Annotated in this window: 21 protein-coding genes and 1 pseudogene; 1 reads left to right on the top strand and 21 read right to left on the bottom strand. The window is 38.7% G+C overall.

Annotation, left to right across the window (positions count from 1 at the left end; all coding sequences use genetic code 11):
* Positions 1-239: 239 nt before the first annotated feature.
* Together brnA and VTH8203_RS07415 are read right to left on the bottom strand one after the other, a co-directional pair.
* Positions 240-482: a type II toxin-antitoxin system BrnA family antitoxin gene (brnA, locus tag VTH8203_RS07420; protein WP_017051371.1), complete on the bottom strand. Its 243-nt coding sequence runs from the start codon at positions 480-482 to the stop codon at positions 240-242.
* Entirely contained in the window at positions 469-735 is a 267-nt protein-coding gene (locus VTH8203_RS07415) for a BrnT family toxin (protein ID WP_096993090.1), read from the bottom strand. The genes brnA and VTH8203_RS07415 overlap by 14 nt, the downstream gene beginning before the upstream one ends.
* A gap of 147 nt (positions 736-882) precedes the next feature.
* Here VTH8203_RS07415 and VTH8203_RS07410 point away from each other — a divergent pair.
* Positions 883-1,275: pseudogene (locus VTH8203_RS07410) on the top strand (IS110 family transposase); the annotation flags it as partial.
* A gap of 58 nt (positions 1,276-1,333) precedes the next feature.
* Here the strand turns inward: VTH8203_RS07410 and VTH8203_RS07405 are convergent.
* From VTH8203_RS07405 to VTH8203_RS07310, 19 genes are all read right to left on the bottom strand, one after another.
* Positions 1,334-2,356: a transposase gene (locus tag VTH8203_RS07405; protein ID WP_096993089.1), complete on the bottom strand. Its 1,023-nt coding sequence runs from the start codon at positions 2,354-2,356 to the stop codon at positions 1,334-1,336.
* Between the two features lie 41 nt (positions 2,357-2,397).
* Complete coding sequence (locus VTH8203_RS07400) at positions 2,398-2,898, bottom strand: hypothetical protein (RefSeq protein WP_096993088.1); 501 nt, start codon at positions 2,896-2,898, stop codon at positions 2,398-2,400.
* A gap of 139 nt (positions 2,899-3,037) precedes the next feature.
* Positions 3,038-4,207 carry a nucleotide sugar dehydrogenase gene (locus VTH8203_RS07395; RefSeq protein WP_096993087.1) on the bottom strand — a complete coding sequence of 390 codons (1,170 nt, stop codon included), beginning with the start codon at positions 4,205-4,207 and terminating at the stop codon, positions 3,038-3,040.
* Positions 4,208-4,216: 9 nt separating this feature from the next.
* Positions 4,217-5,215, bottom strand: a complete 999-nt coding sequence (locus tag VTH8203_RS07390) for an NAD-dependent epimerase (protein ID WP_096993086.1) — start codon at positions 5,213-5,215, stop codon at positions 4,217-4,219.
* A 635-nt stretch (positions 5,216-5,850) separates the two neighbouring features.
* Entirely contained in the window at positions 5,851-6,978 is a 1,128-nt protein-coding gene (locus VTH8203_RS07385; RefSeq protein ID WP_096993085.1) for an ISAs1 family transposase, read from the bottom strand.
* Positions 6,979-7,466: 488 nt separating this feature from the next.
* On the bottom strand, positions 7,467-8,420 hold the full coding sequence (locus VTH8203_RS07380; protein WP_096993084.1) for an NAD-dependent epimerase/dehydratase family protein: 954 nt from the start codon (positions 8,418-8,420) through the stop codon (positions 7,467-7,469).
* Complete coding sequence (locus VTH8203_RS07375; protein WP_208617723.1) at positions 8,417-9,157, bottom strand: glycosyltransferase family 2 protein; 741 nt, start codon at positions 9,155-9,157, stop codon at positions 8,417-8,419. The genes VTH8203_RS07380 and VTH8203_RS07375 overlap by 4 nt, the downstream gene beginning before the upstream one ends.
* 175 nt (positions 9,158-9,332) lie before the next feature.
* Positions 9,333-10,565, bottom strand: a complete 1,233-nt coding sequence (locus VTH8203_RS07370; RefSeq protein WP_096993082.1) for a hypothetical protein — start codon at positions 10,563-10,565, stop codon at positions 9,333-9,335.
* A gap of 4 nt (positions 10,566-10,569) precedes the next feature.
* Positions 10,570-11,355, bottom strand: coding sequence for a glycosyltransferase (locus VTH8203_RS07365; RefSeq protein WP_096993081.1), 786 nt, complete (start codon positions 11,353-11,355; stop codon positions 10,570-10,572).
* Positions 11,355-12,152, bottom strand: coding sequence for a glycosyltransferase family 2 protein (locus tag VTH8203_RS07360; protein ID WP_096993080.1), 798 nt, complete (start codon positions 12,150-12,152; stop codon positions 11,355-11,357). The genes VTH8203_RS07365 and VTH8203_RS07360 overlap by 1 nt, the downstream gene beginning before the upstream one ends.
* 1,371 nt (positions 12,153-13,523) lie before the next feature.
* Positions 13,524-14,456, bottom strand: coding sequence for a hypothetical protein (locus VTH8203_RS07350; RefSeq protein ID WP_158296077.1), 933 nt, complete (start codon positions 14,454-14,456; stop codon positions 13,524-13,526).
* 214 nt (positions 14,457-14,670) lie between these two features.
* The gene (locus VTH8203_RS07345) at positions 14,671-15,801 is read right to left on the bottom strand and encodes a glycosyltransferase (protein WP_096993077.1); all 1,131 of its coding nucleotides are present in this window, start codon (positions 15,799-15,801) and stop codon (positions 14,671-14,673) included.
* Positions 15,802-16,005: 204 nt separating this feature from the next.
* Positions 16,006-17,037: a glycosyltransferase gene (locus VTH8203_RS07340; RefSeq protein WP_096993076.1), complete on the bottom strand. Its 1,032-nt coding sequence runs from the start codon at positions 17,035-17,037 to the stop codon at positions 16,006-16,008.
* Between the two features lie 75 nt (positions 17,038-17,112).
* Positions 17,113-18,216 carry an NAD-dependent epimerase/dehydratase family protein gene (locus tag VTH8203_RS07335; RefSeq protein WP_096993075.1) on the bottom strand — a complete coding sequence of 368 codons (1,104 nt, stop codon included), beginning with the start codon at positions 18,214-18,216 and terminating at the stop codon, positions 17,113-17,115.
* Between the two features lie 13 nt (positions 18,217-18,229).
* Positions 18,230-19,357, bottom strand: a complete 1,128-nt coding sequence (wecB, locus tag VTH8203_RS07330) for a non-hydrolyzing UDP-N-acetylglucosamine 2-epimerase (protein ID WP_096993074.1) — start codon at positions 19,355-19,357, stop codon at positions 18,230-18,232.
* Positions 19,358-19,603: 246 nt separating this feature from the next.
* A complete protein-coding gene (locus VTH8203_RS25465; protein WP_096993095.1) occupies positions 19,604-19,666 on the bottom strand; it encodes an LEPR-XLL domain-containing protein in 63 nt (20 codons plus the stop codon).
* Positions 19,656-20,630 carry a Wzz/FepE/Etk N-terminal domain-containing protein gene (locus VTH8203_RS07320; protein WP_096993073.1) on the bottom strand — a complete coding sequence of 325 codons (975 nt, stop codon included), beginning with the start codon at positions 20,628-20,630 and terminating at the stop codon, positions 19,656-19,658. The genes VTH8203_RS25465 and VTH8203_RS07320 overlap by 11 nt, the downstream gene beginning before the upstream one ends.
* Positions 20,631-20,648: 18 nt before the next feature.
* Positions 20,649-23,399, bottom strand: a complete 2,751-nt coding sequence (locus VTH8203_RS07315) for an SLBB domain-containing protein (protein ID WP_096993072.1) — start codon at positions 23,397-23,399, stop codon at positions 20,649-20,651.
* Positions 23,400-23,453: 54 nt separating this feature from the next.
* Positions 23,454-23,972: an outer membrane beta-barrel protein gene (locus VTH8203_RS07310; RefSeq protein WP_370739208.1), complete on the bottom strand. Its 519-nt coding sequence runs from the start codon at positions 23,970-23,972 to the stop codon at positions 23,454-23,456.
* Positions 23,973-24,567 lie beyond the last annotated feature (595 nt).

The following is a 24,567-nucleotide window of genomic DNA, read 5'->3' as shown; positions in this document are numbered from 1 at the left end:
AGATGAGAAAGCGATTTAACATCTCGATTAGTCACTCAACAGTAAGGAGCATCTGGCTTGAAGAAAAGCTGAATACAAGAGAGTTACGGCAAGCTCGTGCCGAGGCATCAATTATCGAATAAGAGCAGAACTGTCAAGGTTGACTACTATTAATAAGACTATGACAGAGTCCTTCGGTAATTAGACCGTCAACCTCCCTCGGTAATCACATCTTGAAACCTTAAACGTTTGTTAGCCGTTTAGTTTGAAGTGTGGTGATGGGCTACATTTTCAAGCCTTTCAGCTAACCAAACTTTAATTATCGACTGTCGAGTAACGCCAACTCGACTTGCTTCACGATCTAATGACTCTAACATCCAGGCAGGGAAATCAACATTGACTCGTTTCTGTTTTTGCATCGGACGCTTAACTTTAGATAAATCTAGATCACCTAAAATGTCATCGTCACTTTCAAACTTGGCATCAAACTCATGCGCTTTCATATAAGTTCACCTCCGCTTTACGTGAACGTCTGACTGAAATGATCCGAATATTTAATCCGCGATATGTAATGACACCAGACCAATGCTTGCCATTGAGCATACCGATAACCAAACACCTAGGCTCATCGCTTGTGTTTGCAGGGATCTCTATGAGATCAGAATCGTTCCACAAACCTTGAGCTGTATAGAAATCAATTCCATGTTTCTCAAAGTTTGACCTGCTTTTGTTTTCATCAAATTCAAATTTAACCACGAGTAAAAATTACACCCTTTTTACTCATTTGGCAAATTTTACATTGGTTGAATATTTTGGAAACGGCTAACGAATGATATGGACTCCCTCTCCTAACCACCCGCGTGCCATACTTTCCAAATACACGCTCAATATATGGAGGTTTCCATGTCTACCATCCAAACCATTGGCATCGACCTCGCCAAGAATGTATTTAGTATTCATGGCGTTGATCAATATGGCAAGTGCGTACTACGCAAAACCGTTAAGCGAAACAAGCTATTAGACACGTTCGCCAATATACCTCCCTGTTTAATCGGGATGGAAGCTTGCTCTGGTGCCCATCATTGGGCGAGACAGCTATTAAAGCTTGGGCATACTCCAAAAATCATGGCATCTAAGTTTGTTATCCCCTACCGACAAAATGAAAAAAACGATGCCAATGATGCCGAAGCAATTTGTGAAGCCGTATCCCGACCTAAAACTCGCTTTGTCACCATCAAAAGTGAAGAGCAACAAGCCGTTCTATGCTTGCATCGAATTCGTCAGGGGTTAATTAAATGATGATATAATAGCGTGCTTTATTTCACAATGTATAGAAATACAACCCTTGGACACCCTAGAAATTACAGGCACTCATTGACGCTTTACCTGATACCCAAGCCCTTTTGGTGTGTTGCGCATAACTTTCCAGTTCTTTAGCAGACCCAACAGCACAGCGAAATTTGCCCCCAAAGTTTTCTGAGAGTTTAAGCCACTCTTCGGCATTCATATTGAGCCGTTCAAGAATCGTATTATCACATGGCGGAATATAACCACGCTTGTTTGGCCGTACCATCTGGCCCAGCGTTTCTACTAGCGCTAAATAATCCAACAACGAAAACTCAATTCCACCTATTTGGGAAAAAGCCGATGGCTGCATTTGTCGCTCATTCCCTAAAAAACCAGCCAAGCCTTTAGCGGGTAAAGAGACCAACTCGCCTTTTCTTTTATCCCCTTTACAAGCCACTGAATGGACACGCTCATAAATGGAAGTAAACTCCGACTCTTCAAGTGATTGCGCCATATCGGCTCTAACGGGGTTTAAGTCCACATACGCCATGCAGCTCAGCAGCGCTTTTTCATCCAACAAGGCTTGAGACTTAAAGCGACCTTCCCAGAACCGACCTTTGCAGCCTTCTTCTTTATTGGCTTCACGGGCCACAAACTCATTGAGGTTACGCATAAACCAAGAAATGTCTTGCAGTCGTTCACGCCATTCGTCAATAAGTTCAAGCGTTTTATTGATTTCAGCTTTAGATTTTAACTCACCACCGAGCCAACGGCTCACGAGCAAAGGCGCTTTGTATAAGGCTGTCCAACGCTGAGCGACCTCTTCGTCACTCCAAGACTCTGCATTAGCCGTATTAACATGCAACACCAAATGATAGTGATTGGACATAATGGCATACGCGCACACATCAATGGCAAAGACCTGACTTAGCAAGCGCATGCGTTCTACCAACCATAGCCGGCGATGCTCAAAACTTTTTCCTGAGTAAGCATCTTCGCCACATAAAAAAGCACGGCGTACACACCGTGAAATGCAGTGATAGTACGCCGTGTCTTGAAGGGAGATTTGAGTTGAACGAGCTTGAGTCATCCTGACCACCAGTGAGCAAAATCTAAACAAGTAAAGTAAGCCTAGTTGGAGATTGCGAGGGCGTCAAATCTATGGGTGTCCGATATTATTTTTTCACGGGCGACATACTCATTGATGTTACGCATAAACCAAGAGATACCCGTCAATCGTTCGCGCCAATCATCTATGAGCTCAAGTGTTTTGCGCGTTTCAGCTTTCGACTTTAACTCGCCATTTAACCAACGAGTGACTAGCAGCGGTGCTTTGTATAACGTAGTCCAACGCTGAGCCACCTCTTCATCACTCCAAGAGTTTGCGGTAGCGGTATCGACATGCAGCACCAAATGATAGTGATTGGACATAATGGCATACGCGCACACATCAATGGCAAAGACCTGACTTAGCAAGCGCATGCGTTCTACCAACCATAGCCGTCGATGCTCAAAACTTTTTCCTGAGTAAGCATCTTCGCCACATAAAAAAGCACGGCGTACACACCGTGAAATGCAGTGATAGTACGCCGTGTCTTGAAGGGAGATTTGAGTTGAACGAGCTTGAGTCATCCTGACCACCAGTGAGCAAAATCTAAACAAGTAAAGTAAGCCTAGTTGGAGATTGCGAGGGCGTCAAATCTATGGGTGTCCTATATTATTCTGTTACATAAAGAACTTTGGTTTAGTATTTCGGCATTCCATGATCAGATTACTTATCGCCATTAAATAGGTCTCGCGTATAGACTTTGTCTTTTACGTCTAATAACTCTTCCGCCATGCGATTGGAGACGATAACATCGGAGCGAGACTTAAACTCTACCAAATTGGTCAGCACTTCTGAGTGGAAGAACTCTGACTCTTTAAGCACTGGCTCATAAACCACCACCTCAATACCTTTCGCTTTCAAGCGTTTCATGATGCCTTGAATGCTTGATGCTCGAAAGTTGTCGGAACCAGACTTCATGATAAGACGATAGATACCCACTGTTTTCGGGTTACGTTTTAGGACACTGTCTGCAATAAAGTCTTTTCGGGTAGTATTGGCATCTACGATAGCACCAATCAAATTGTTGGGAACATCGTCAAAGTTTGCACGCAGCTGTTTAGTATCCTTAGGCAAACAATAGCCTCCATATCCAAACGAAGGGTTATTATAATGACTGCCAATACGAGGGTCTAAGCCGACACCTTCAATTATCTGCTTTGAGTCCAAGTCGTGAGTCGCGGCATAAGTATCGAGCTCGTTGAAATAGGCTACACGCATAGCTAAGTAGGTGTTTGAGAATAATTTAATGCCTTCTGCTTCAGTTGAATCGGTAAAGAGCACATCAATATTCCTCTTTTCCGCGCCCTCTATTAGCAAATTTGCAAACACTTTTGCTCGCTCGGAGCGCTCACCAACTATAATTCGAGACGGGTGCAAGTTATCAAATAGAGCTGTCCCTTCACGTAAAAACTCAGGAGAAAATATGATATTCTGAGTATCAAACTTTTCACGGACACTCTTTGTGAAGCCAACTGGGACTGTTGACTTAATAACCATAGTCGCATCAGGGTTTATGTGTAAGACGTCTGCAATTACCGCTTCCACTGATTTAGTATTGAAGTAATTCGTGTCGGGATCATAATCTGTAGGTGTTGCAATGATGACAAAATCTGCTCCCCGATAAGCAAGCTCCTTATCAAGAGTGGCTGTAAAGTTTAGATCTTTTTCTCTCAAAAAGGTTTCAATTTCTGCATCCACAATTGGTGATTGCTTACTGTTAAGCAACTCAACCTTCTCAGGGATTACGTCAAGCGCAACTACTTCACTATGTTGTGAAAGTAGCATAGCATTAGACAAACCAACGTAGCCAGTTCCTGCGATTGTAATTTTCATAATAACTCTTTAAGCCTTGTAATAATCTTTGTACCAAGCAACAAAATTACTTACGCCGGTTTTTATGTCAACATTTGGCTTGTAGTCTGTTGCTTTATATAATGCTTCTGTAGATGCCCATGTTGATGGCACATCACCAGGTTGCATTGGCATGAATTTCTTTTTCGCTTCTACACCTAATGCTTCTTCGATCGCATTTATAAAATCCATCAAGCGAACCGGTGAACCGTTTCCAATATTGTAGATAGAGTATGGTGCATCGCTTACATTAGGCGTATTACGCATAGCTTCATCTTTTGTTGGTATAACATCCTGAATACGAATAATTCCTTCCACGATATCATCAATATACGTGAAGTCTCTGTACATATCACCGTGATTGTACACATCTATCGCTTTACCTTCTGCAATAGCTTTCGTAAATTTAAATGGCGCCATGTCTGGTCGCCCCCATGGACCGTATACGGTGAAGAATCGCAACCCCGTGGTCGGGATACCATAAAGGTGTGAGTATGTATGAGATAGCAGTTCATTGGCTCTCTTGGTTGCTGCATACAACGAGACTGGATGATCTACCGCATGAGACTCTCTAAAAGGCTGCTCCTTATTCATTCCGTAAACAGAACTACTCGATGCATATACCAAATGCTGAATGTTATTGTGACGACACCCTTCTAGTATATTAATATGTCCTGCTAGATTGGCATCCGAGTATGTGTGGGGGTTTTCCAAAGAAAAACGAACACCAGCTTGTGCACCAAGGTGAATTACCTTGTCAAACTGTTCGACTTGGAATAACGAGGCAACTGCCGTTTTCTCAAATAGATCGAGAGTACGGAAAGCAAAGTTCTGATGAACTCTTAAAGTTTGCAATCTTTCAAGCTTTAAGTTTACGTCGTAGTATGTGTTCAGATTGTCAATACCAATGACAGTATGCCCCATCTCACATAGCCGGTGGGAAACCGCAGCAGCTATAAAGCCAGCAGCACCTGTTACTAAATACTTCATCTTAATTTCTCTAATTAACGTGTCTCTAAATACACACTTTGCAGTAAATTTAATAAATACAATCTAGTGACGAAAAAATCATGAACACCGCTGTCAATAAAGGCTTGTCAGACCCCTCAAAAGGTACTCAGAATCCATCACACAACTCTCTTTTGTGCTTAATTTTCGCTTTCAAAGTCGTTAAACTCTTCGGCAGGCTGTTCGCTCCTTGCTAAATCCTCGGTAATCTCGTCCACCCTTTTCCGACAAGCACCTTCACGTATGAGAGAACCAGTGTAGCGACTCTATTAACCAGTGTGAATCCTTCGAACTTAACAATTCCCTAGCCTCTAAATCCATTGAGCTAACGTGACAACTCACCGTAATTTCTGACGCACTAACCATCCGCTTCGCTTTAACTATTGTCGACGTAGAAGGAATAGCATTACCAAAATCAATAAATCACTTCAAGAAGTCCAACTTACCTATATCTTAAAGGCTAATCGCTTTCCAGCCGTCTTAACCAAAAACTCGGCACAAACTGTTAGCAGAATAATGTTGGTTAACTTTTATATCAAATGTAAAAGAGACACAGATTACTCATCGTTGGCCCTACAATTTATCTACGGCGCACGGAAACCGCATGAACATCACCGTCACGTAAAGCTTACAAGAACCTTACTTAGGTAGTTTTCGTCCATTGCGCAGTTCATACGCTTGCGTTTAATACCACCTTTAAAGGTGGTTTCGCTCTTTAATAGGTTCAAACACATCTGTCTGATCATTGCAAAAGCCTCTGCGCGATCGTCTGCTCTAATGCGAGAATTGTCTTCGCAAAATGCAGTATCAAGAGACCAGTGCATCACCTCTACACCCCAGTGAGAACGTGTCGCTTCAAGTAACGTTTGAGCTTCTAAGTCTTTAGAGCATATGTAGTATCGAATACTCACATCTTGCTCTGTTGCTACAGCCGATTCTTGTCGAATTGAAGCCACGATACCCATCGTTTTTAACTCAGGCCATTCATGTTCAATATCACCCAAAACCGACAAATCACGATTCACTAAAGCCACTCTCGTTTCCATTCGTCCGTGACTTTTTTCTTGTGTGCTGTAAGAGCTGCCATCGAAGTTTTGAAGCATATCCATACGAAAATAATCATCAAAGGCTTGTTCTAACATTCCCTGATTGCCTTTCACTGCCAACAAATAATCCGCTTCTTTATCGAGGATTTTCTGCGCTATTTTCTTTTGGCATCCCATGGCATCAATAGTAACTAAACAGCCTTTTACGCCTAATAGCTCAAGCAGCTTGGGGATCGCGGTAATCTCGTTACTCTTAGAATCAACCTTCTGTTGCCCAATGCTCATTCCATTCGCAGTCGCAAAAGCGTTCACCATGTGAATCGTTCCTTTGCCTTTCGAGCGGTCATAAGAGCCACGTAATGTTTTGCCGTCGATGGCAATGACTTCACCATCCGTCAGTGTATGGCAGTCCTTCATCCAGGCAATAAAGCTTCTTTGCAACGCTGCAGAATTAATCATACCCATCACACGAGCCAGCGTATCCGCAGAGGGAATACCAGCTTCAAAGTGACCATATCGTTTAAGGAAATCTAAGCGAGCATTGCCAAAATCAATGATGCCATCCCAACCGTCATGCCCCGACAAAACGCCACAAATTGTCAACAAAATAATGTCTGATAATTTGTGCTCTACTTTGCTTTCTTGTCGATAGTCTTTAATGATTTGGAAGTGCATAAATGGGTTGGTTAACTCGCTCATATTTAAGCTCCTATATTGTCTAGGAGCTATTACAAAACAACAGGAATGATCTACAAGACGAACTTAGATTTCATTGGGTTACATTTGAAAACTGAGAGTAATGAGGCATTGGTAACTAATTTTAAGCATCACCGCAGCCCTTATATATCAACGACCTTCATACGGTTTCCCTGATCTACGGCGTTACTAGAAAACACTGAAATTGAACACTGGATAATTGCGTGTTATATGGAAACACCAACTAGTGAAGCTCAAAGCTAGAGAATCCACTAAGCTACGCGCCCCTTTAAAATGGGCCTATTCACTTTTTCTTGTTAGATTACATAGAAAAATGCATGTATACAAGACACATTGGCAATTCAATAAATAATACCAAGCTAATTACAACACATCACATTAGAACACTAGATAACTCCTGTACTTGCTTTAAATAACAAAAGTACAGCCATTATTCATAATAAAGGATATCGTCAATATATAAATATAACTCACTTAAATTCATGATTTATCATACGCCTTAAGCCATCCTCTAAAGAATAGGGAGGAGCGAAACCAGATGACATGGCGGTACTAGAGTCTACAGTAGTATCAGAACAAAACTTGCGAATACGTACGGAGCTTATGGGATACTTCTTACCAGTAACTTTTGATAAAATATCAAATGCATATCCCCCGACTAATCCAATAGCATAGGGAATTCGAAGTTTACTTGGTCCTAAATTCATTTCGTTTCTAACTATAGACACTATTTGTGCCGAACATAAGTCATCTTTGTCGGCATAGTTATATACATAATGGCCGGCTCCAACCTCTAATTGTTTTGCTAAGAATGCAGCAACATTTCCTACATAACTCATAGATTTTAAATTATTACCGTTACCAATCATGATGAACCGTCCAGTAACGATCTGTTTAATAAGGTTATAAACGTTACCTCGATTATTCTCTCCAAACACAACTGCCGGCCTTACAGTTACTAATGAACGAGATGAATTTTCTGAGCACCAATGATTAAGTACTTTTTCTGCTCTAAACTTGCTAAAGCCATATTCATTAAATGGCTGGGGTTCAAAAGATTCATTTGGTGTACCTCTGTTCAAACCGTAAATAGCAACTGTGCTAGTGAATATTATCTTACCTACGTTATTGCTTATTGCTGCATCAACAACATTTTTAGCTCCGATAACATTTACATCATTGTACAACGACAAAGGTAGTACATTATCTGCATGTTCTGCCGCAAGATTATAAATAACATCGATGCCTGAGCAGGCTTTGGTTAAAGAATCCAAATCTCTGATATCTCCTACGATTGAAATCTTTGGATAACTAGCACTAAGCACTTTATCGTAGTTTAAAACTTCAAGATCTGGTATTTGACACAATAGATCTAATAATCGGGTTCCTATAAAACCGCTACCGCCTATAACTAAGACTTTCATTCTGTTATCCTCTTAATTTTACGCCACATATTTGAAAGTACGTAATAACTAGCCTTGTAAGCAGGCATACGCTCATATTTATAGAATAATTCGAAGTTATATCTGAGAAGTACAAATTTATTACTTGAGACAGACTTACTACGTAATCTGTATTTTGCAAGTACACCTTCACACTTATATGCTTTATTGACATCCCTCAGAATATTAAGCCACAAGCCAAAATCCTGCCTTTTTCTAATTGGTGGCATATATACTTTCCCTACTTTCTCAACATCATATACAGCAGTTAAACAGCCAATGATGTTTTCCCTAAGTAATAAATCATATGTTACATAGTTAGGCACTTGACGAATTATAGATAACTCTTTGCCATCATCATCAATGACAGAATAATCAGAATAACTAAGTGCTATATTATTAGATACCATGAACTCTATTTGTTTTTCTAACTTACCTTTCTCCCAAAGATCATCCGCATCGAGAAAAGCAATAAACCTACCTTTCGAAAATTTAATAGAATTATTACGACTTACTGCAGCACCTAAATTAACGTGATTTCTGAAAAGTGATATTCGACTATCTTTCTTTGATATTTCCTCTAACAGTTCGAACGTACCATCAGAGGAAAAATCATCAGTTATTACCCACTCCCAGTTTTTGTACTGCTGTGAGCATATCGATTTATATGTATCTTCAATGTATTTTATATCATTGAAGGTAGGTGTTATTATGGACACTAAGTAATTCATATAATAATTATCACATCCTCTCAAATGTGCTTATGTCTATCAGACGCAAATAAAGAAGAAAGGTAAACTAAGAATACCCATGGAGCACAACAATAGACGCTTAAACGAGTATTTACTGACTATTGATATTTGATAACGAACGCAAATATATAAGTTCCATTTTTTATTGAAGATGTATTTTCTCGACAGATAGCACTAATTGACTATGATGATTATTATGAGATGAATCAATTGTGAGAAATCGTTTGCATTTAGACAATCGTGGATGTAGATCTACTCTATTCACTCCACGAAACTTGATAGGACTATACAACTCCAATAAATTCTCTACGTTATTATTTTCCAAGTCAACATAGAAAACCTTTTGTCTACGTTCACGATTAGGGTAGGTATCTGTATAAAAGCCATTTTCGTTATAAGCATGGGGGTGCCCGTCAAACAACAGGTTACTATTAATTAAAGGAATGACATCTAGATTACTAATATGAAAAATATAGTAACCATCATTCTTTCCTCTAGGCTTGCAATAGGCTACGAGAGAATCGTCAGACATCCAGGACAAATGAGAGACCATTCCATCAGTATCAAGTGCTATTAAGTTATCAAGATGTAAGTCGTAAACGAAAAGTTGGGATGAGTTGAATTTTCTATTTGACGACCGTAATAGAAAATAGCAATACCGAGATGATGGCGAAAAGTCCGAATGAGAAAAATAAAAGTAGCCGTTAATGTCTAAACCGCTTGATTTTCCTAATAGATCTTTCATCGAAAACCTAGTTAACTCTAAATTATTTTGCAAGTCATATATTATAAAGTCACTTATGGCATTGCTAGATATATAATTCTTAGCATCAGCCAAAAAGTCACTGTCGTAAGTAACATCATAACCGTAGCCTTCTAAGCCCCTACCAAATCGTAAGAAGTTGATGCTAGTTAAATAACGACCACCTGGAGATATTGAATAGAAATGGAAATCCAGTTTTCTCTTTTTACCAGTAACGATATTTTGAATGAATGTCATCGGCTTTCCGTTAAAGTCATTGAAGATTACAGTAGAATCATCAACCCAAGTTGCAAGTGATGCTTGTTGTTTACTAAAGCATTCTGTCGACGTCTCCCAAACTACAACACTTGTTTCAATATTTAATATCTGAATAACACCGGAGAAGGTTCCATCTTCTAACATCTTATGACTCAATAATTCATTTATACTATTCATGGATGGTCTATCGTGAAATCCAAAAAAGCTGTGCGATATTTCCTTAACATCTAAATTTGTAACTAATCTAGCTTTTCGACGTCCAAGTATTGAAAAAATCGATTGGTAGCAGAATTTTACGAGATCCTTCAGTATTTTATTTTTCTTCAAAATATCGTAAATTAGTCGATCCAACATTCACTCACTCCCTCCAACCTAATAGATGTTTAATAAAATTTGCTTTTTTCCCATTCGGGACAACGGTAATTTTCTTTAGGATGAAAATCAAGCAGTATATATTTCCTTTCATACAACCATAGAGAGATAGGAATAGCTTTCTTCTAGTTATCGCATTTAACGACGTAAAAAAATCATCACCACTATTAATTAAAGGATGAAATGTAATTGTTTCAGGGTAAAAATAGGCTCGACCACCAGAATCTAGAATATCATTAAGAAATAGCGGCTGTTCACAAGATGGATATCTCGCACCTAAGCCAAAAGACTCGTTAAAAGTTATGTCATTATCAACAATAAACTTTCGACTCACGACATTTTCTATAGAAGATATTCTAAGAGCACTATTTTTCGAATGACGGAATGGTGTAGTTTTGTACTTTTTAAATTCGTTACCTTTGTCATCTTCAATCTTAAAAGACACAAAATCTGGGTTACCTAACTCCTCTAGTACCTGCCTAATTTTATCTTCGATATTTTTAATATAGTAGTTATCATCGTCGCTAAAGATTATATAATCTGCTGAACTTTCTCTTATCGCAACGTTTCTACTTTTACTTAGTCCTTTTTGATTTAACAACTGAATATATTTAAATTTCGTTAGCGAAGATAGACCTTGCATGTAATGAAGATAACTGGCCTCTTGTCCATCAGAAACCTGGTGGACTATGACATAAGAAAGAGTATTGTTTAACTGAACATTATATATATTCTCGTTCATTGTAGATAGTAGTATTTGAATACTTTTCATTATATTATTTTACACCTGCATCGAATTAAATGTAACTCTCTCTGGACCAAAAGAACCAACTTTGCGAGGCTCTTTCGTTTTAAAATAAAATAGTTATCATTGGTGAAGTTCTTCTTAATTATACTAGATACAGTATCGATTTGGAGTTGAGACTTCTTTGCCGAGATTGAATCAGGCACCTTATTGAGCCTATATAATGGCTCGACTATCATATGACCTTTTAAACCTATACTTGCTAAATCAACATATAAACCGAAATCTTGAGCAACCTCGTAATCGGTATTATATCGAATTTTCTTGAGAGAGGGAGATTTCACAGCAATTGTACCATGAGCAATATAATTACCGAACTTAAACGTACTTAGGTCAAAAGCATATTGAAATGCCTTTCTAGGAGTTATTTTAACTTGATTTCTTCTAAAGTCATATACCTCTGCCTGTGAGTATATAATATCACAATCATATTTTAAAGAAGCGTTTTTGATTGACATTAATCTATTAGGAAGGCTAATATCATCAACATCTTGTCTAACTATCCACTCACCTGTGCATTTTTCCAATCCAAAGTTCAATGAATCTGTTAGTCCAGAATTACTTTTATAAAAGTATTTAATTCGAGAGTCTTGATAACAACTCTTCGCTAAAACTTCAGTAAGATTATCAGTCGATCCATCATCTACTAATATCAACTCCCAATCATCAAAACCCTGGTCAATTATTGATTGTAAACATGATTCTATATAATCACACCCGTTGTAAACACAAAGCAATATTGAAAAGTAAGGACTATTAGACATTCCTCAAACCACCCCAATTTATTCTGATTATAAATGAACATAGAAAAATACTTAGCACTGAAGAAACACCACTCGAAAAAAATACTGAGTAAAGGCTATCAACTATAACTAGTGACATTATTATTTCGCAGGATAAATATGAAACTATAGCTATCATGGGAACATAGAAAATATTGAACACACACTCCAACGTAACTTCTTTAGACACTCTAAAACAAGATACATATATATATACGACCTTAATTATCGACATTAATAGAAGCATATATACACCAATAGAAAGATCTGCTACACCATACATATATTGATAAAAGGGCAATATTAATGTAAATAAAAGAGCGAGAGCACTTGAAATGCTAAAGACCATGAACTTTCGATACATGTATATCACTGGCGACAAAAGATAAGCAAACGAATTAATTATTGCGATAATCCCAACAACATTTATGAAATAATATGTATCAAGATAAGAGCCATTAAAAATATATTTAACAACCTCATTCCGATATGAAAAAACAACCACATTAGATGAGACTAATAAAACTAACGATAGCTTGATTAAGTCCTTATTAACTTGATATTTTCTATTTGCAAGTGCTTTTGAAACGAACATCGCTTCAGTTCTAGATAGCAGCGATATGGCATTAAAAAGAAAGAATCCTATATTAACCACAAAGGAGAACTGAGATAAATCCTCATAGTTGACAGATAGCATTGAGAAGTACATTATCAAAAAAGAAGGTGACTGAAAAAAACTTAATATATTGCCTAAATAAACACTTTTATACCTAAGAAAGTTAGCTTTTATTAGTTGTTTATTTACTATACCCCTTAACTTAACCTTAACTTTTTTTCTACTATAACTAACGGCAATAGTCATAACTATAAAGTCTATAATTATTGAATTATATATAAAGCTTATAACATCTTTGGATATAAATGTAATAGCTAGTAATTTAAGGATATTCGATGACACTTTTCCGTAAAATGCAACACTAACACGACCTTCGTATATCAAAATATTATCATGGATCATCAAACTAATTGCGGACACACTAAAATATAAAATTAAAGTTATAAATTCTAGATCGTACAGATAACTAAGGACAACAGCGAATACAGTTGAGACTATAAATCTTATCAATGATACTGAAATAAGCATCGTAGAGAAATAGTTGTCAACTCTAGGCATTGTATTTTGAAGTAGTGCATTTATACCCAAGCCACCAAAGACAAGGCTGAAAGACAATAAGGCCGCGTATAATGAGTACTCACCATATGCTGAGTTACCGAATTGGTTGGAGATATAAAGAGTTAGAAATGACGATATTGCTATATTTATTATATTACCAACGTAATGAATGAATATTCTCAAGTTTCATTATCCTTTATAAAATATAGAGGCAGTAGCATAACGAAAATTGGATTCATAATTGACAACTTTATTAAAGTTACAGAAAAAAAATAGGTCGCTTTACTATTTTTCAACGAAAGAAATAACATAACCATATATAATAAAATTCCCGTCATGCCAAGTTTCACCATTAAGAAGACTAAAGTCCCTACATCATTTATCGACGCGACTCTATTATAATGAGTGGCAGAGCTTATATTCCCGGAGGCCAAATCATAGAGTTGCTGTTCGATACCAAACATACTAGGGCCTAGTAACAATAGATCGATATCGCGATTTATTAAGTAATCCACCAATGCAATTCTTATCTGAGAAGAGTTTACTATCTTTTCGATATGTGGAGTTATCTCACTGAAATACATCACAGATAAAATGGAGAAAAACAACACTATAATTGCATTTGTCACAATACCTAGTTTATTAAACCTTGAGACAAAATAAATTACTAGGACAACATACGCGACACTTGAGAATGTTAATAAAAACGAAGCTATAACTGCATACTCAATGTAGCGCTTAATTTTATAGGTAGAGCACTTTAATGCCATATACAAACAAAACACTACACCAAAATAAGTCGAAGGCTCTACTAACAAACCAGTTGGACGATACATTCCTATTAGACCAACTTTGACATAGCTCAAATAACGACTATTCTGCCCACTAAAAAAGTGTACAAAGTCTATATAATAGTCAGTAAGATAGACAACAAAAAATTGTAGGAAAAATACCGTAACGTGGACGATCAGCACCAATTGAATACTTTGTAAAAATAAGCTCTTTAACCTAGGTTCTCCTAAAACCTTGAATAATACAACTATAGATATGCTCAAAGAAATAATATTAATTAGTATATTATATGTTGCAGCCAAGGACTCTACTGACATCACGTCTAATACAGTAACATGTACTGAATACAACATCACATTGTAAAAGATAAATATTATTAGAATAAGTATAGAAAAAACATTAATTCTAAACATCTTTGGTTTGTACTTTATTAAAAGTATCGATACTGTACCAAAAAGACCAATTAACTGTAGTGAAAATGAGAAATTAACCAGTGATGTTAGTAGAATTGACAGAAATAAGAAGTAGAACACTTTAGATATCACTTAAAAGTTGATAGATTTTTTGCTCGACTTTAGTTACGTTCCTTAAAGAATATATATTAGCTACTTCATTTCTCGTTTTAGAAACAAGTTCTGAATAATCTTCGTTTGAAATTTTCTTAGCATCAATAATTCCTTTTTCTATTTCAATGTGTTCTACGCCATCACAAATAGTTCCCCCAAACTTCGAGATCAGGTTAATTCCTGGTCGATTAGATGTAATGGTGTATACCTCACAGAACATTGCTTCTAATAGCGTTTTAGGTGTGCCTTCATAAAGAGAGCAAAGTATGTAGTACTTGTATTTCGATAGAATTTCTGGAACTTTACTATTATCTACCTTTCCCTTGAATCTTATTATTCTGGTATCCGAAAACCGTGTTTTAAGCTCTTCTCCTAACTCTCCTTCACCATAAACATCGATTTCAACATTAGTTCTCTCACAAGCTATTAATATATTTTCCAAGTTCTTTTGCTCGTTAAGCCTACCAATGAATACGATTCTGTCTTTTCTTTCGTTAATGTTCGATTGCGGCTTAAAATCTTTTTCATCAATAAAGTTAGGGAGCCACTTTAGCTTTTTATCGTCAACCCCCTTATTCTTCCATTCATCAAGATCTGCAATGCTTGCAGCGCTAGCTATATCACAGTACTTTAGTGCTATTCTTTCAATTAGCTCCCAAAAGTAAACCCAAGGATAACGCTTCTGATTCTTCATAAAAGTTATCAATGAGTAGCCCGTTCTTACGTACAACTTTTTCCGGTATAATAACTTCGATAGTAGTGCTGCTAAAGAACCATCTAGCTGGTTTGTTTTTAAAATGTCGATATCTTTAATTATTTTATTATTAAAGGGCAGTATAAGTTGATATATCCTTTTGCCTAACTTATTATCAAATATTTTGGGCATCTCATGTAAGTTTACATAGTCACCAATTACGCCCTCAGACATCAACTTATTTAGATATTCTTGGTCGCCAGAACCATATGTAAAAAGATGGAGTTCACTTAGTTCACCATTACTATATAATTCATTATAAATTTTAAACTCTCGAGTAGCCAAACCCTTTTTATACCAGATTTCCAAACTTATACATTTACTAAAAAATAAACCCAGTTTCATAAATTAATTCTCTTTATATCGTATTTAGCATTATTTTTATTAAAACCGATTTGAAGGATATAGTCACACACTTAGAATCGAACATAATAAAACTCAGTGTAAAAATAACAGCATTAAGGTTATGCTTAATCTAATCATATTATAGTCATTCGGAAATATAACTACTGGGTATTACAATAACCTACTCCTGACAATTTAGCATAATTAACGAAAACCTATATTTTCAAGAATATTCAAAACTCGCCTTTCATATGTATGCTCTTTTACCATACGATAAGCATTCTCAACAATAGGGGTACGATAATTTTCCATTTTGGATTTCTTTAATATATCTTCAAAATCACTCATATCAGGATTAAACATTACACAATTAACTCCGTCTATCATTAAACCATCATATTCTTCAACTCTAGGACATAATATTAATGTTTTAGATGCCATTAATTCAAAAAAACGTGTATTGAATATTCCTATGGCTGATGGTGTATTAAGAAAGCTATTAAATTTCCTAAGGAAATTTGCATATTTTTCACCACTAGGGAGTAAACTTTTACCTAATATATTCTTTGCACCAAACTCCGCCCAATAAATATCGTAATCTCTATATTTTTCCTTTATAACCCCTCGATTTATAATACCGTCTAACCCTCTATTAGACTTAACTTTTACAGACTGCTCTTTGAAAATCTCCATCTTCACTTTCGACCGATAGTCCAAATGATTTAGATGAAGACCTCCTGTAAAGCCAAAGTCGTATTTCTTTTTCTCATTATTGTAATTAAAACGCTCTAAGTTAACCGCAAAATGACTCTTGATGAACTTGATTCCAGTTTCCTTTTCCCAGTTTTTATATTCTGGATGAACTGTAACCACAACGTCTATATTTTGACGTCTTATATATTCAAACCTTAAGTCTAGCTTTTTATACTCTTTGTTTAGATAGTATACTCGCTTAATATCTTCATATTCAGATACAGATATTGATTCATGAGGATCAACTGTATCTTCTCTATCATCCTCATCCCAGCTAGTTGAAAAAACTATTAGATCAATTTCTTGTCGCTTAAAACCAGATTTTTTAATAACATCACTAATTTCATCAGAGCTATCATAATTGCTATAACCTGGACCATAAACAAAACAGTTGGTTTGACTGACCCAACTACCCACTATATCAGCATGATAGTAACCAGATTTATATTCACTATAGTTTTTCGATAGTAAAATTACGTTCATTTTAGATATCTTATTCATTAATAAAAATAATGGCAAATCAACACTGGATATGCCATTTATAGATTATTTATATTCTTATCGTACTGCGCTGCTCATTCCAGGATTAAAATCAGCATCTTTTTCAATTAGTTCCCAGTTATCACTGAACCATTGCACGTTTTCACCAAAACCTTCCTCAAAAGTTACAATAGGTTTATAGCCGATCAGACGTTCTGCCTTATCGGTACAAGCTAGCATTCTTTTCTTTGTATCCCAAGTTCTTCTAGGTTTGAATTCAATGTTATTCTCGTTGCTCGCAGCGACGTTTACTGCTTTTGCCATATCTGCAATTGAAATTTCCCTACCAGCAGATAGGTTAAAGTTCTCTCCAATCGCTTCTTCATAAAAACCTGATTTTACTAGACCTTGAACTAAATCAAGCACGTATGTAAAGTCTCTCGTTTCTGATCCATCGCCAGTAATTGGTAGTGGCTGTTTTTTCATCGCCCAATAGATAAAATTTGGGATCACATTTCGGTATTGTCCAGGGATCTCTCCTGGTCCATATGAATTAAAGAACCTACAATTTACAGTATTTAGTCCGTAGTTATGGTGATAGAAGTTGCAGTACATTTCACCCGTCATTTTATTAACTTGATAAGGGGTTGTAAGATGCATAGATATGAAATCTTCCTTAACCGGTAGTTGCGCTGAAGAGCCATAGACTGCACAACCACTCGATGCATACACAAAACGACTTACTTTTGCTAACCTTGAATACTCTAATAACCTAATTTGTCCTAAAATATCAACCTCTGCTGATATTTCTGGATAATCGACAGAGTTTTGATTCGCAAAAAATGCTGCAAGATGGAAAACAATATCGATCTCTTCTTTAAAAACTCTTTTAAGATCAATATCGCTACGAATATCACCTTCAACGAACATCACATTTGCCAACGGAGTGATATTCCAATTAGATTTATTTTTTGAAGAGCTTAAGTTGTCCAAAATTACAATCTTTCCGCTTTCACCAACCAGCTTGGATAACATGATTGTGAGATTACTACCGATAGCCCCAGCACCTCCAGTGACAAGTATGTTTTTATTTGAATAGTAATTCATCAATTTGGTGTCAAAACTCGCTCTATTAAAGTAGTCGTCTACAATTCTTAATCTTTGCTCGTATACAGGTTTCATTTATATTCTTCCATTACTTAGTTGCTAAATTGTTGCAAATTCTCTCACATGCTTTTCCATCACCATATGGGTTATGTGAAAAGCTCATCGTTTGATAGGCCGTTTTATTAGAAAGTAACTCGTTTAAGTGACTAATAATTCTACCTACATCAGTTCCTACCAGTTTCACTGTTCCGGCTTCAACCGCTTCAGGGCGTTCCGTTGTATCTCTCATTACAAGTACCGGCTTACCAAGTGATGGAGCTTCTTCTTGAATACCTCCCGAATCGGTAAGGATTATATGTGCGCGGCTCATGAGGTAGATAAATGGTAAATATTGCTGCGGCTCAATAAGGTGAATATTCTCAATACCCTTTAGAACTCTATTTACAGGACCTCGTACATTTGGGTTTAAGTGCATTGGGTACAGTATTTGAGTATCAGGATGCGCTTTGGCTGTGATGGCCAACGCTTCACAAATGCGCTCAAACCCTCCTCCAAAGCTCTCTCTGCGATGACCCGTTACCAAGATTAATTTCTTGCTGTCATCTAAGAATGGAAACTGAGCAGCTAACGTCGCATTCAAGTCGCTATCCGATTCGATTTTATCTTTCACCATGAGCAGCGCATCAATAACGGTGTTGCCTGTTACGTAAATATCATCCGGCGTAAAGTTTTCACGTAGGAGGTTTTCTTTTGACGTTTCGGTTGGGGCAAAGTGATACTTTGTTAGTACACCCGTCAAACGGCGGTTCGCTTCTTCTGGCCACGGCGAGTAGATATTTCCAGTACGAAGGCCAGCTTCCACATGACCCACTTCAATTTGTTCGTAGTAAGCGGCTAAGCTAGCGGCAAAGGTCGTCGCCGTATCTCCATGAACCAAAACGACATCTGGTTTAAATTCTTGAAGGACGGTTTTTAACTCTTGAACGATACGCGCTGTCACATCATTAAGCGTTTGACCTGCTTTCATCAGGTTCAAATCATAGTCCGGAGTAATTTCGAACAACTCTAACACTTGGTCCAGCATTTCTCTGTGCTGTGCGGTGACGCAGCATTTTGCTTCGAAGCGCTCATCAGCTGCTAATGCGTGAACAAGAGGAGCCATTTTGATGGCTTCTGGACGTGTGCCGAAAACCGTTAAGACTTTTTTCTTAGCCATTGAATTTGCCACTTTTTAACGTTGTAGGGAGCTCGCTCCCTTAAGATTTGAGTTTTTTGCAAAAGTTGGTCTCAGTGAAATTTATATACTGAGACACTTTTCATTCATTTTGAGACAGCCTATTTTCGACAGCCCCTTATAAAACCTAGATTTTGCTACCTTTTTAAAAACCGCCCCAATAGGTGCCGCTTTTTTGTTAATCACTCACTATGATATATCGTCACTTTGGTGACGCTCACGAAATGACTAAAGCTGACGAGGTTTGGAGGATGATAGTAAGAGCCTAGGTTCTAGAGTCTCAATCGCCATTGTCCTGTTCTTTTCTAAATGCGAAGCGAACTAACACAATGGCAACGCCCAACATGCCACCAAGCAAGGTCCCAAGCACGCAAATCAGCGCACGCTTCGGCCCCGCTTTCAGCTCAGGCACCACGGCAGGATCCACCACTTTAAAAATGAACTCCTCCTGAACCTCGGCAAGCATCAAACTCTTGGTCTGCTCTTCAACGATCTGGTAAAACGCACTTTGCATCTCCGCCACCGAAGTTTTATTAAGCTGCTCAGCAAGGTAATCCAAGTTCTGAGTACTCTCAGCAATCACACGCTCTCGCATCACTTTGTTGATGTCTTCCACCAACCATGTGGTCCATTGCTGCGCGAGTAATGGTGAAAAGAACTCAATGCTTACTGTGTATAAGCCACTTTCTTTATCCTGGCTTACACTAAACATGTTTTTGATAAATACCTCATACGCTTCTTGCGCTGATGGTTCAGAGCCGCGTAATCCTTTTGGTTCACGTAGCCACTCGCCTGTAGATGCGTCATACGCCTCATCATCCAAAACCAAGGTATTCGTATTCGCATCCCACTCTTTCGCTGCCATTATTGGCACCAAAAGATCATGCTTTTGAATAAAATGGTCAACAAACTGACGAGATTTCATTACTTGCACGGCTAGGTCTGTTTGACTGCTCTCACCACCACCAAGGCTTACCCCAGCAAGCGCCGCCAAGCCGCCAAGTTGCCCTGCCATTTTAGCCAGTCCACCCTGCCCCGAGCTTTCTGCTGGGGCTAATAAGGTATCGGCTTTGTAAGTGTTAGGCTGGCTTATCGCGAATAGTACCGCCCCTACAGCAAACACAAAGGTTGTCGCAACGATTATCCACTTCCCTTTCCAAAGCGCGATAAACAGCTCTTTGAGATCAATTTCATCGTCGTGGCTTTGCTGCGCAAACTGCGGTGGCAGTTGGTTCGGATAGTTGTTCTGACTCATATTTTCTACTCCGAACTGTTACTTATTAATCGCATTAACCGCTACACCAATTTGGTATAGGATTTGCGTGGCAGCTGTCCAGGTGCTAAGTGCATCACGGTAATCCGTATCAATCGGCACAACAATCGTATCACCTGGTTTTAGCTCTTCATTGCGATTACCAAACCAGTAGCCGGAGTTAGGCTTGTAGACAGAGCCATCAGCACGTACAACAAAAATGCGGTCTTCATCCGCTTGCTTTTTAATACCACCCGCTTTGTTTAGGTAGTCTTTTACTTTTAGCTTGTTATCCAACAAGTAAGTGATAGACACCTGGACTTCACCCATAATTGATACGGTATTGCGGAAGGTTGGTACAAATAAGAAGTCACCATCTTCTAGCATAAAGTCAGCAGCTTGGTTGCCTTGTGTGATTTCATCGAGTTGAACGACCATACGGCCAAGCGCTTTGCTCTTACTGGCTTCTTCTACAAACGCCAATGTTTTATCAGGGTCTGTGATAGTGGAGCCTAGATTATTATCAACACGGAAGGTCTTCTTCGCAGTTTCTTTACGAATATCAGCTGCGTATTCGTTAAGCTGCTTTTCTTCCTGTAAACGAAGTGCTTCACGAGTGAAAATTGCGCCTTGCGGATGGGCGAATTTGGTTAAGCCACCAGCACGCTCGATAAGCTCACTAATGGTTTCACCCTGCCTTACTGTGTAAGTACCCGGGAATTTCACTTCACCTTTTAATGTCACGGAGCGGTGCATATTAGCATTGGGTTGCTCAAGGACATTTAAGCGATCACGTGGACCAATGATAGCGTTTTCATTGACATCACTAAGTAATGCGTTACCCAGATTAATACGAGAAATATCCAATACCGAGCGTTGGTCTTTTTGGTCAACAACTGTGCGAGATAGTTCGGCATTCATAATATAAGCATCTGGTGTCAAGCCTCCTGCAGCCGCCACCAAGTCTTTTACAGTATTATTATTGGTAATTGGGTAATTACCTGGGTGTTTAACTTCACCACTCACTTCTGCGATCATAGGTGGATGGCCATAAACAGCTTGTTGGCGAAGCTGCATCAACACAGGTGCGAGCAAGGATCGACGAGTAGAACGCTTCACCATATCAATTTGTTCTTGGGTAATTTCTTGACCTTGATAGATGAGTTTGACTTGTTGATTGTCAAGTTGCTCAGCACCTTTCAATGCATTTTGCTGGCCTTTCAACTCTTCTTCAAAGCTCTGCAACTGAGCTTGCTCGAAAGTCTTTGCCGTAACATTTTTTTCACCTAGCTGTGAAAGTGAATCTAACTCTTCAAGATTAAATCGGTTAAACACTAGGATACGATCACGAGAGTTAAGAAGCATATTGTCTTTGCTACTTGGTGCCATAATCGCGTTGGCTAGGTCAATTTGATAAACACGAACATCACGTTGAGGGTTTATTTCACGCACAACAAGGGCATAGTGCACATCTGCGGTTGAATTAAACGCGGTATCTACACTAGAGAAAATATGCGAAATCTTAGTGCCGTTTTTCCACTGGTAGTAACCCGGATGCAATACGTCACCTTCCACTTGCACGTAGTTCTTTAACTCATCACTACGCTTGCCAACAGTTACTTGGTCACCACTTTTAGCTTTAGTATTTAAACCTGCATTAGTATTGAGTGCGAGTGTTAATACTTCACGAACACCATGTTTAGCAGAGCGCTTAACTTGAACTTGATCGGCATAGGCGTTCGCCGTCAATCCAGCAGCCATATTCAGGATATGAGCGTAACTTTCCCCAGGCTTGATTTCATAAATGGCAGGGCGATTCACCTCACCTTCTATAGAAACAGTTTGTTTTACTGGACCAATAAAGACCACATCACCCGGCATTAAGCGCACATCGTTGCGAGTATCACCTTTTAGTAGTAAGTCATACATATCCAAACGACGGATTAGCTTTCCATTGCGTTTTAGCTGAATATCACGCAGTGCACCGCTTTCGCTAAAACCACCACTATAGTAAATCGCTTGAGAAATGGTTGTCAGTCCGCTTACGGTATACGCACCTGGCTTATAGGCATCACCCATCACGAAAATCTGCATGGTACGCAGTTCACCCATAGTGACATCGCTACGTACCCCAATCATCTGTTCACGCACACGTTGTTGTAATGATTCGCGTACGTTAGAGAAGCTCATTCCGCCAACTTGAATGGGGCCCAATGTTGGGAAATTAACCACACCTTCACGGTTCACTCTCAAACGGTGAATCTGGTTTTCCTTACCGAACAGCTGAATTACTATTTCATCACCTGGGCCAACTTGATACTCCGCGGGTACTGGTACATCACTTATCGGTGCAAATGTCGAAGGCGATGACGCGAACAGGTTAATACCAAAACGTTGCAAAGGAATATTTTGCTTTTCTTTTGGGGGATTAGGGTTGGGAATAAATTGACCGTCAGCGTCTTGAATAAAGGTTTGCTCAACAAATTGACCATCGGGCCCTTTAATATAAGTTGCTTGAGGCTGTGCGGAGCTTTGTGCTCCTTGCGCACCACGCTCATTCATCAACTGCGGATTTTGGTATTGTTCAGTCGTTCCGCTACTACTTGGCAGAGTTATTCCATATTGCGCTGCTAATGCTTGCTGTTGGCTAGCTGGCAAACTTTTGAACATTTCCATCTGCTGTGGTGTTGGCGTTTGAGCGTTTACTGGCATAGTAAATGCCGCTGTCATACAGACACTGGCAACCAGCCACTGTTTTAATTTCGTTCTCATTGATTCTTTCTCTTAGCGTATTCCATAATGACTTAGGTTTGTTTTCCTCACTTTCTAGAAGCGGTACTGAAACCCAAGACTTAACCCGTTTAAGCGAGCTTTATCGCTATTTAAATTGTTGAGAAACTCAAACGTGACGGCAGTGTAACCGCTTAACGCATAGTGCATACCGAGACCAAAACTCATCCCACTGTCAGAGCCAGAACCTACATCCTGCTGGTCAATGGTTACTGATGAATAGCCTAGCAAACCATACATTGAAAGCTGGTCAGTCACTGGGACATTGCCTTTTAATAACGCAGATGCCGTATGGTCAACATTAAGACCACCAGAGCGTTGAATCGAAGTGCCATAACGGCCTTCAACCGCAAAGTAATCCGTGAAGAAGTAGCCAAGCTGCGCTTGAACTAGCAGCGGGGAGGCATCTGTTGTCGCGCTTGATGAGGTGTGTTGAAATTCAGCACCAGCATAGGTAACAGCGGCACCTGCGTATAAATCAGCCAATGCCGATTGAGAGCAGAGCGCGCTACCCAATATGGCCGTTGCGATAGTCAATTTGGTTTTCTGGATCAAAATAATGTTCCCTGAGGCGTGATTATGGTCCGTATTGTGGAGGCATAGCCTAGGACAAATGGTCGAGAGGCGTAAAAGGAAATGTCGTCTTGGGATATGATGAAGTGAGCTAGGCAAAGCCGTGTCAATTTGAGGTGTGACAATGTACACAAGATAGGTACTTCTTTCGCCGCAGCCGCGCACATTACCTAATTTTCCATTTTTCGCGTCTCTGAGACGCGTTCATCCTTCAACTGTGGCACGCTACCGCCCGTTGGTAAAGCGTAAACCACATTGCGCATTTGCTAGCTATGTCTATTCAGAGTGATTAAATTACCAACCTTTAATCCATCGAGTGTATTGCTTTGATGGTCATCTAATGATGGTCTTTCTCGTCTGCTTCTGTCGGTCAATAACAGCGACTTTATTATCCATATATCACATAAGTGAGCAAGTTGGATTCGGTGAGAGTGTGTAAGGGGTCTTAGAGATTTGCACACTTTTTCTATTTGTTATCGATAAAAAACACAGATTAATTAACGAAAAACGCCATTAGCGCCTACCGAAGCTACCTCACTCTGGTCGGTCGCTCCGATCGGCATAGACAAGAATGGCT

Source organism: Vibrio thalassae (assembly GCF_900089835.1).
Lineage (GTDB): Bacteria > Pseudomonadota > Gammaproteobacteria > Enterobacterales > Vibrionaceae > Vibrio > Vibrio thalassae.
The sequence above is the reverse complement of the archived record's forward strand: the minus strand, read 5'-3'. Positions and strand labels throughout refer to the sequence as shown.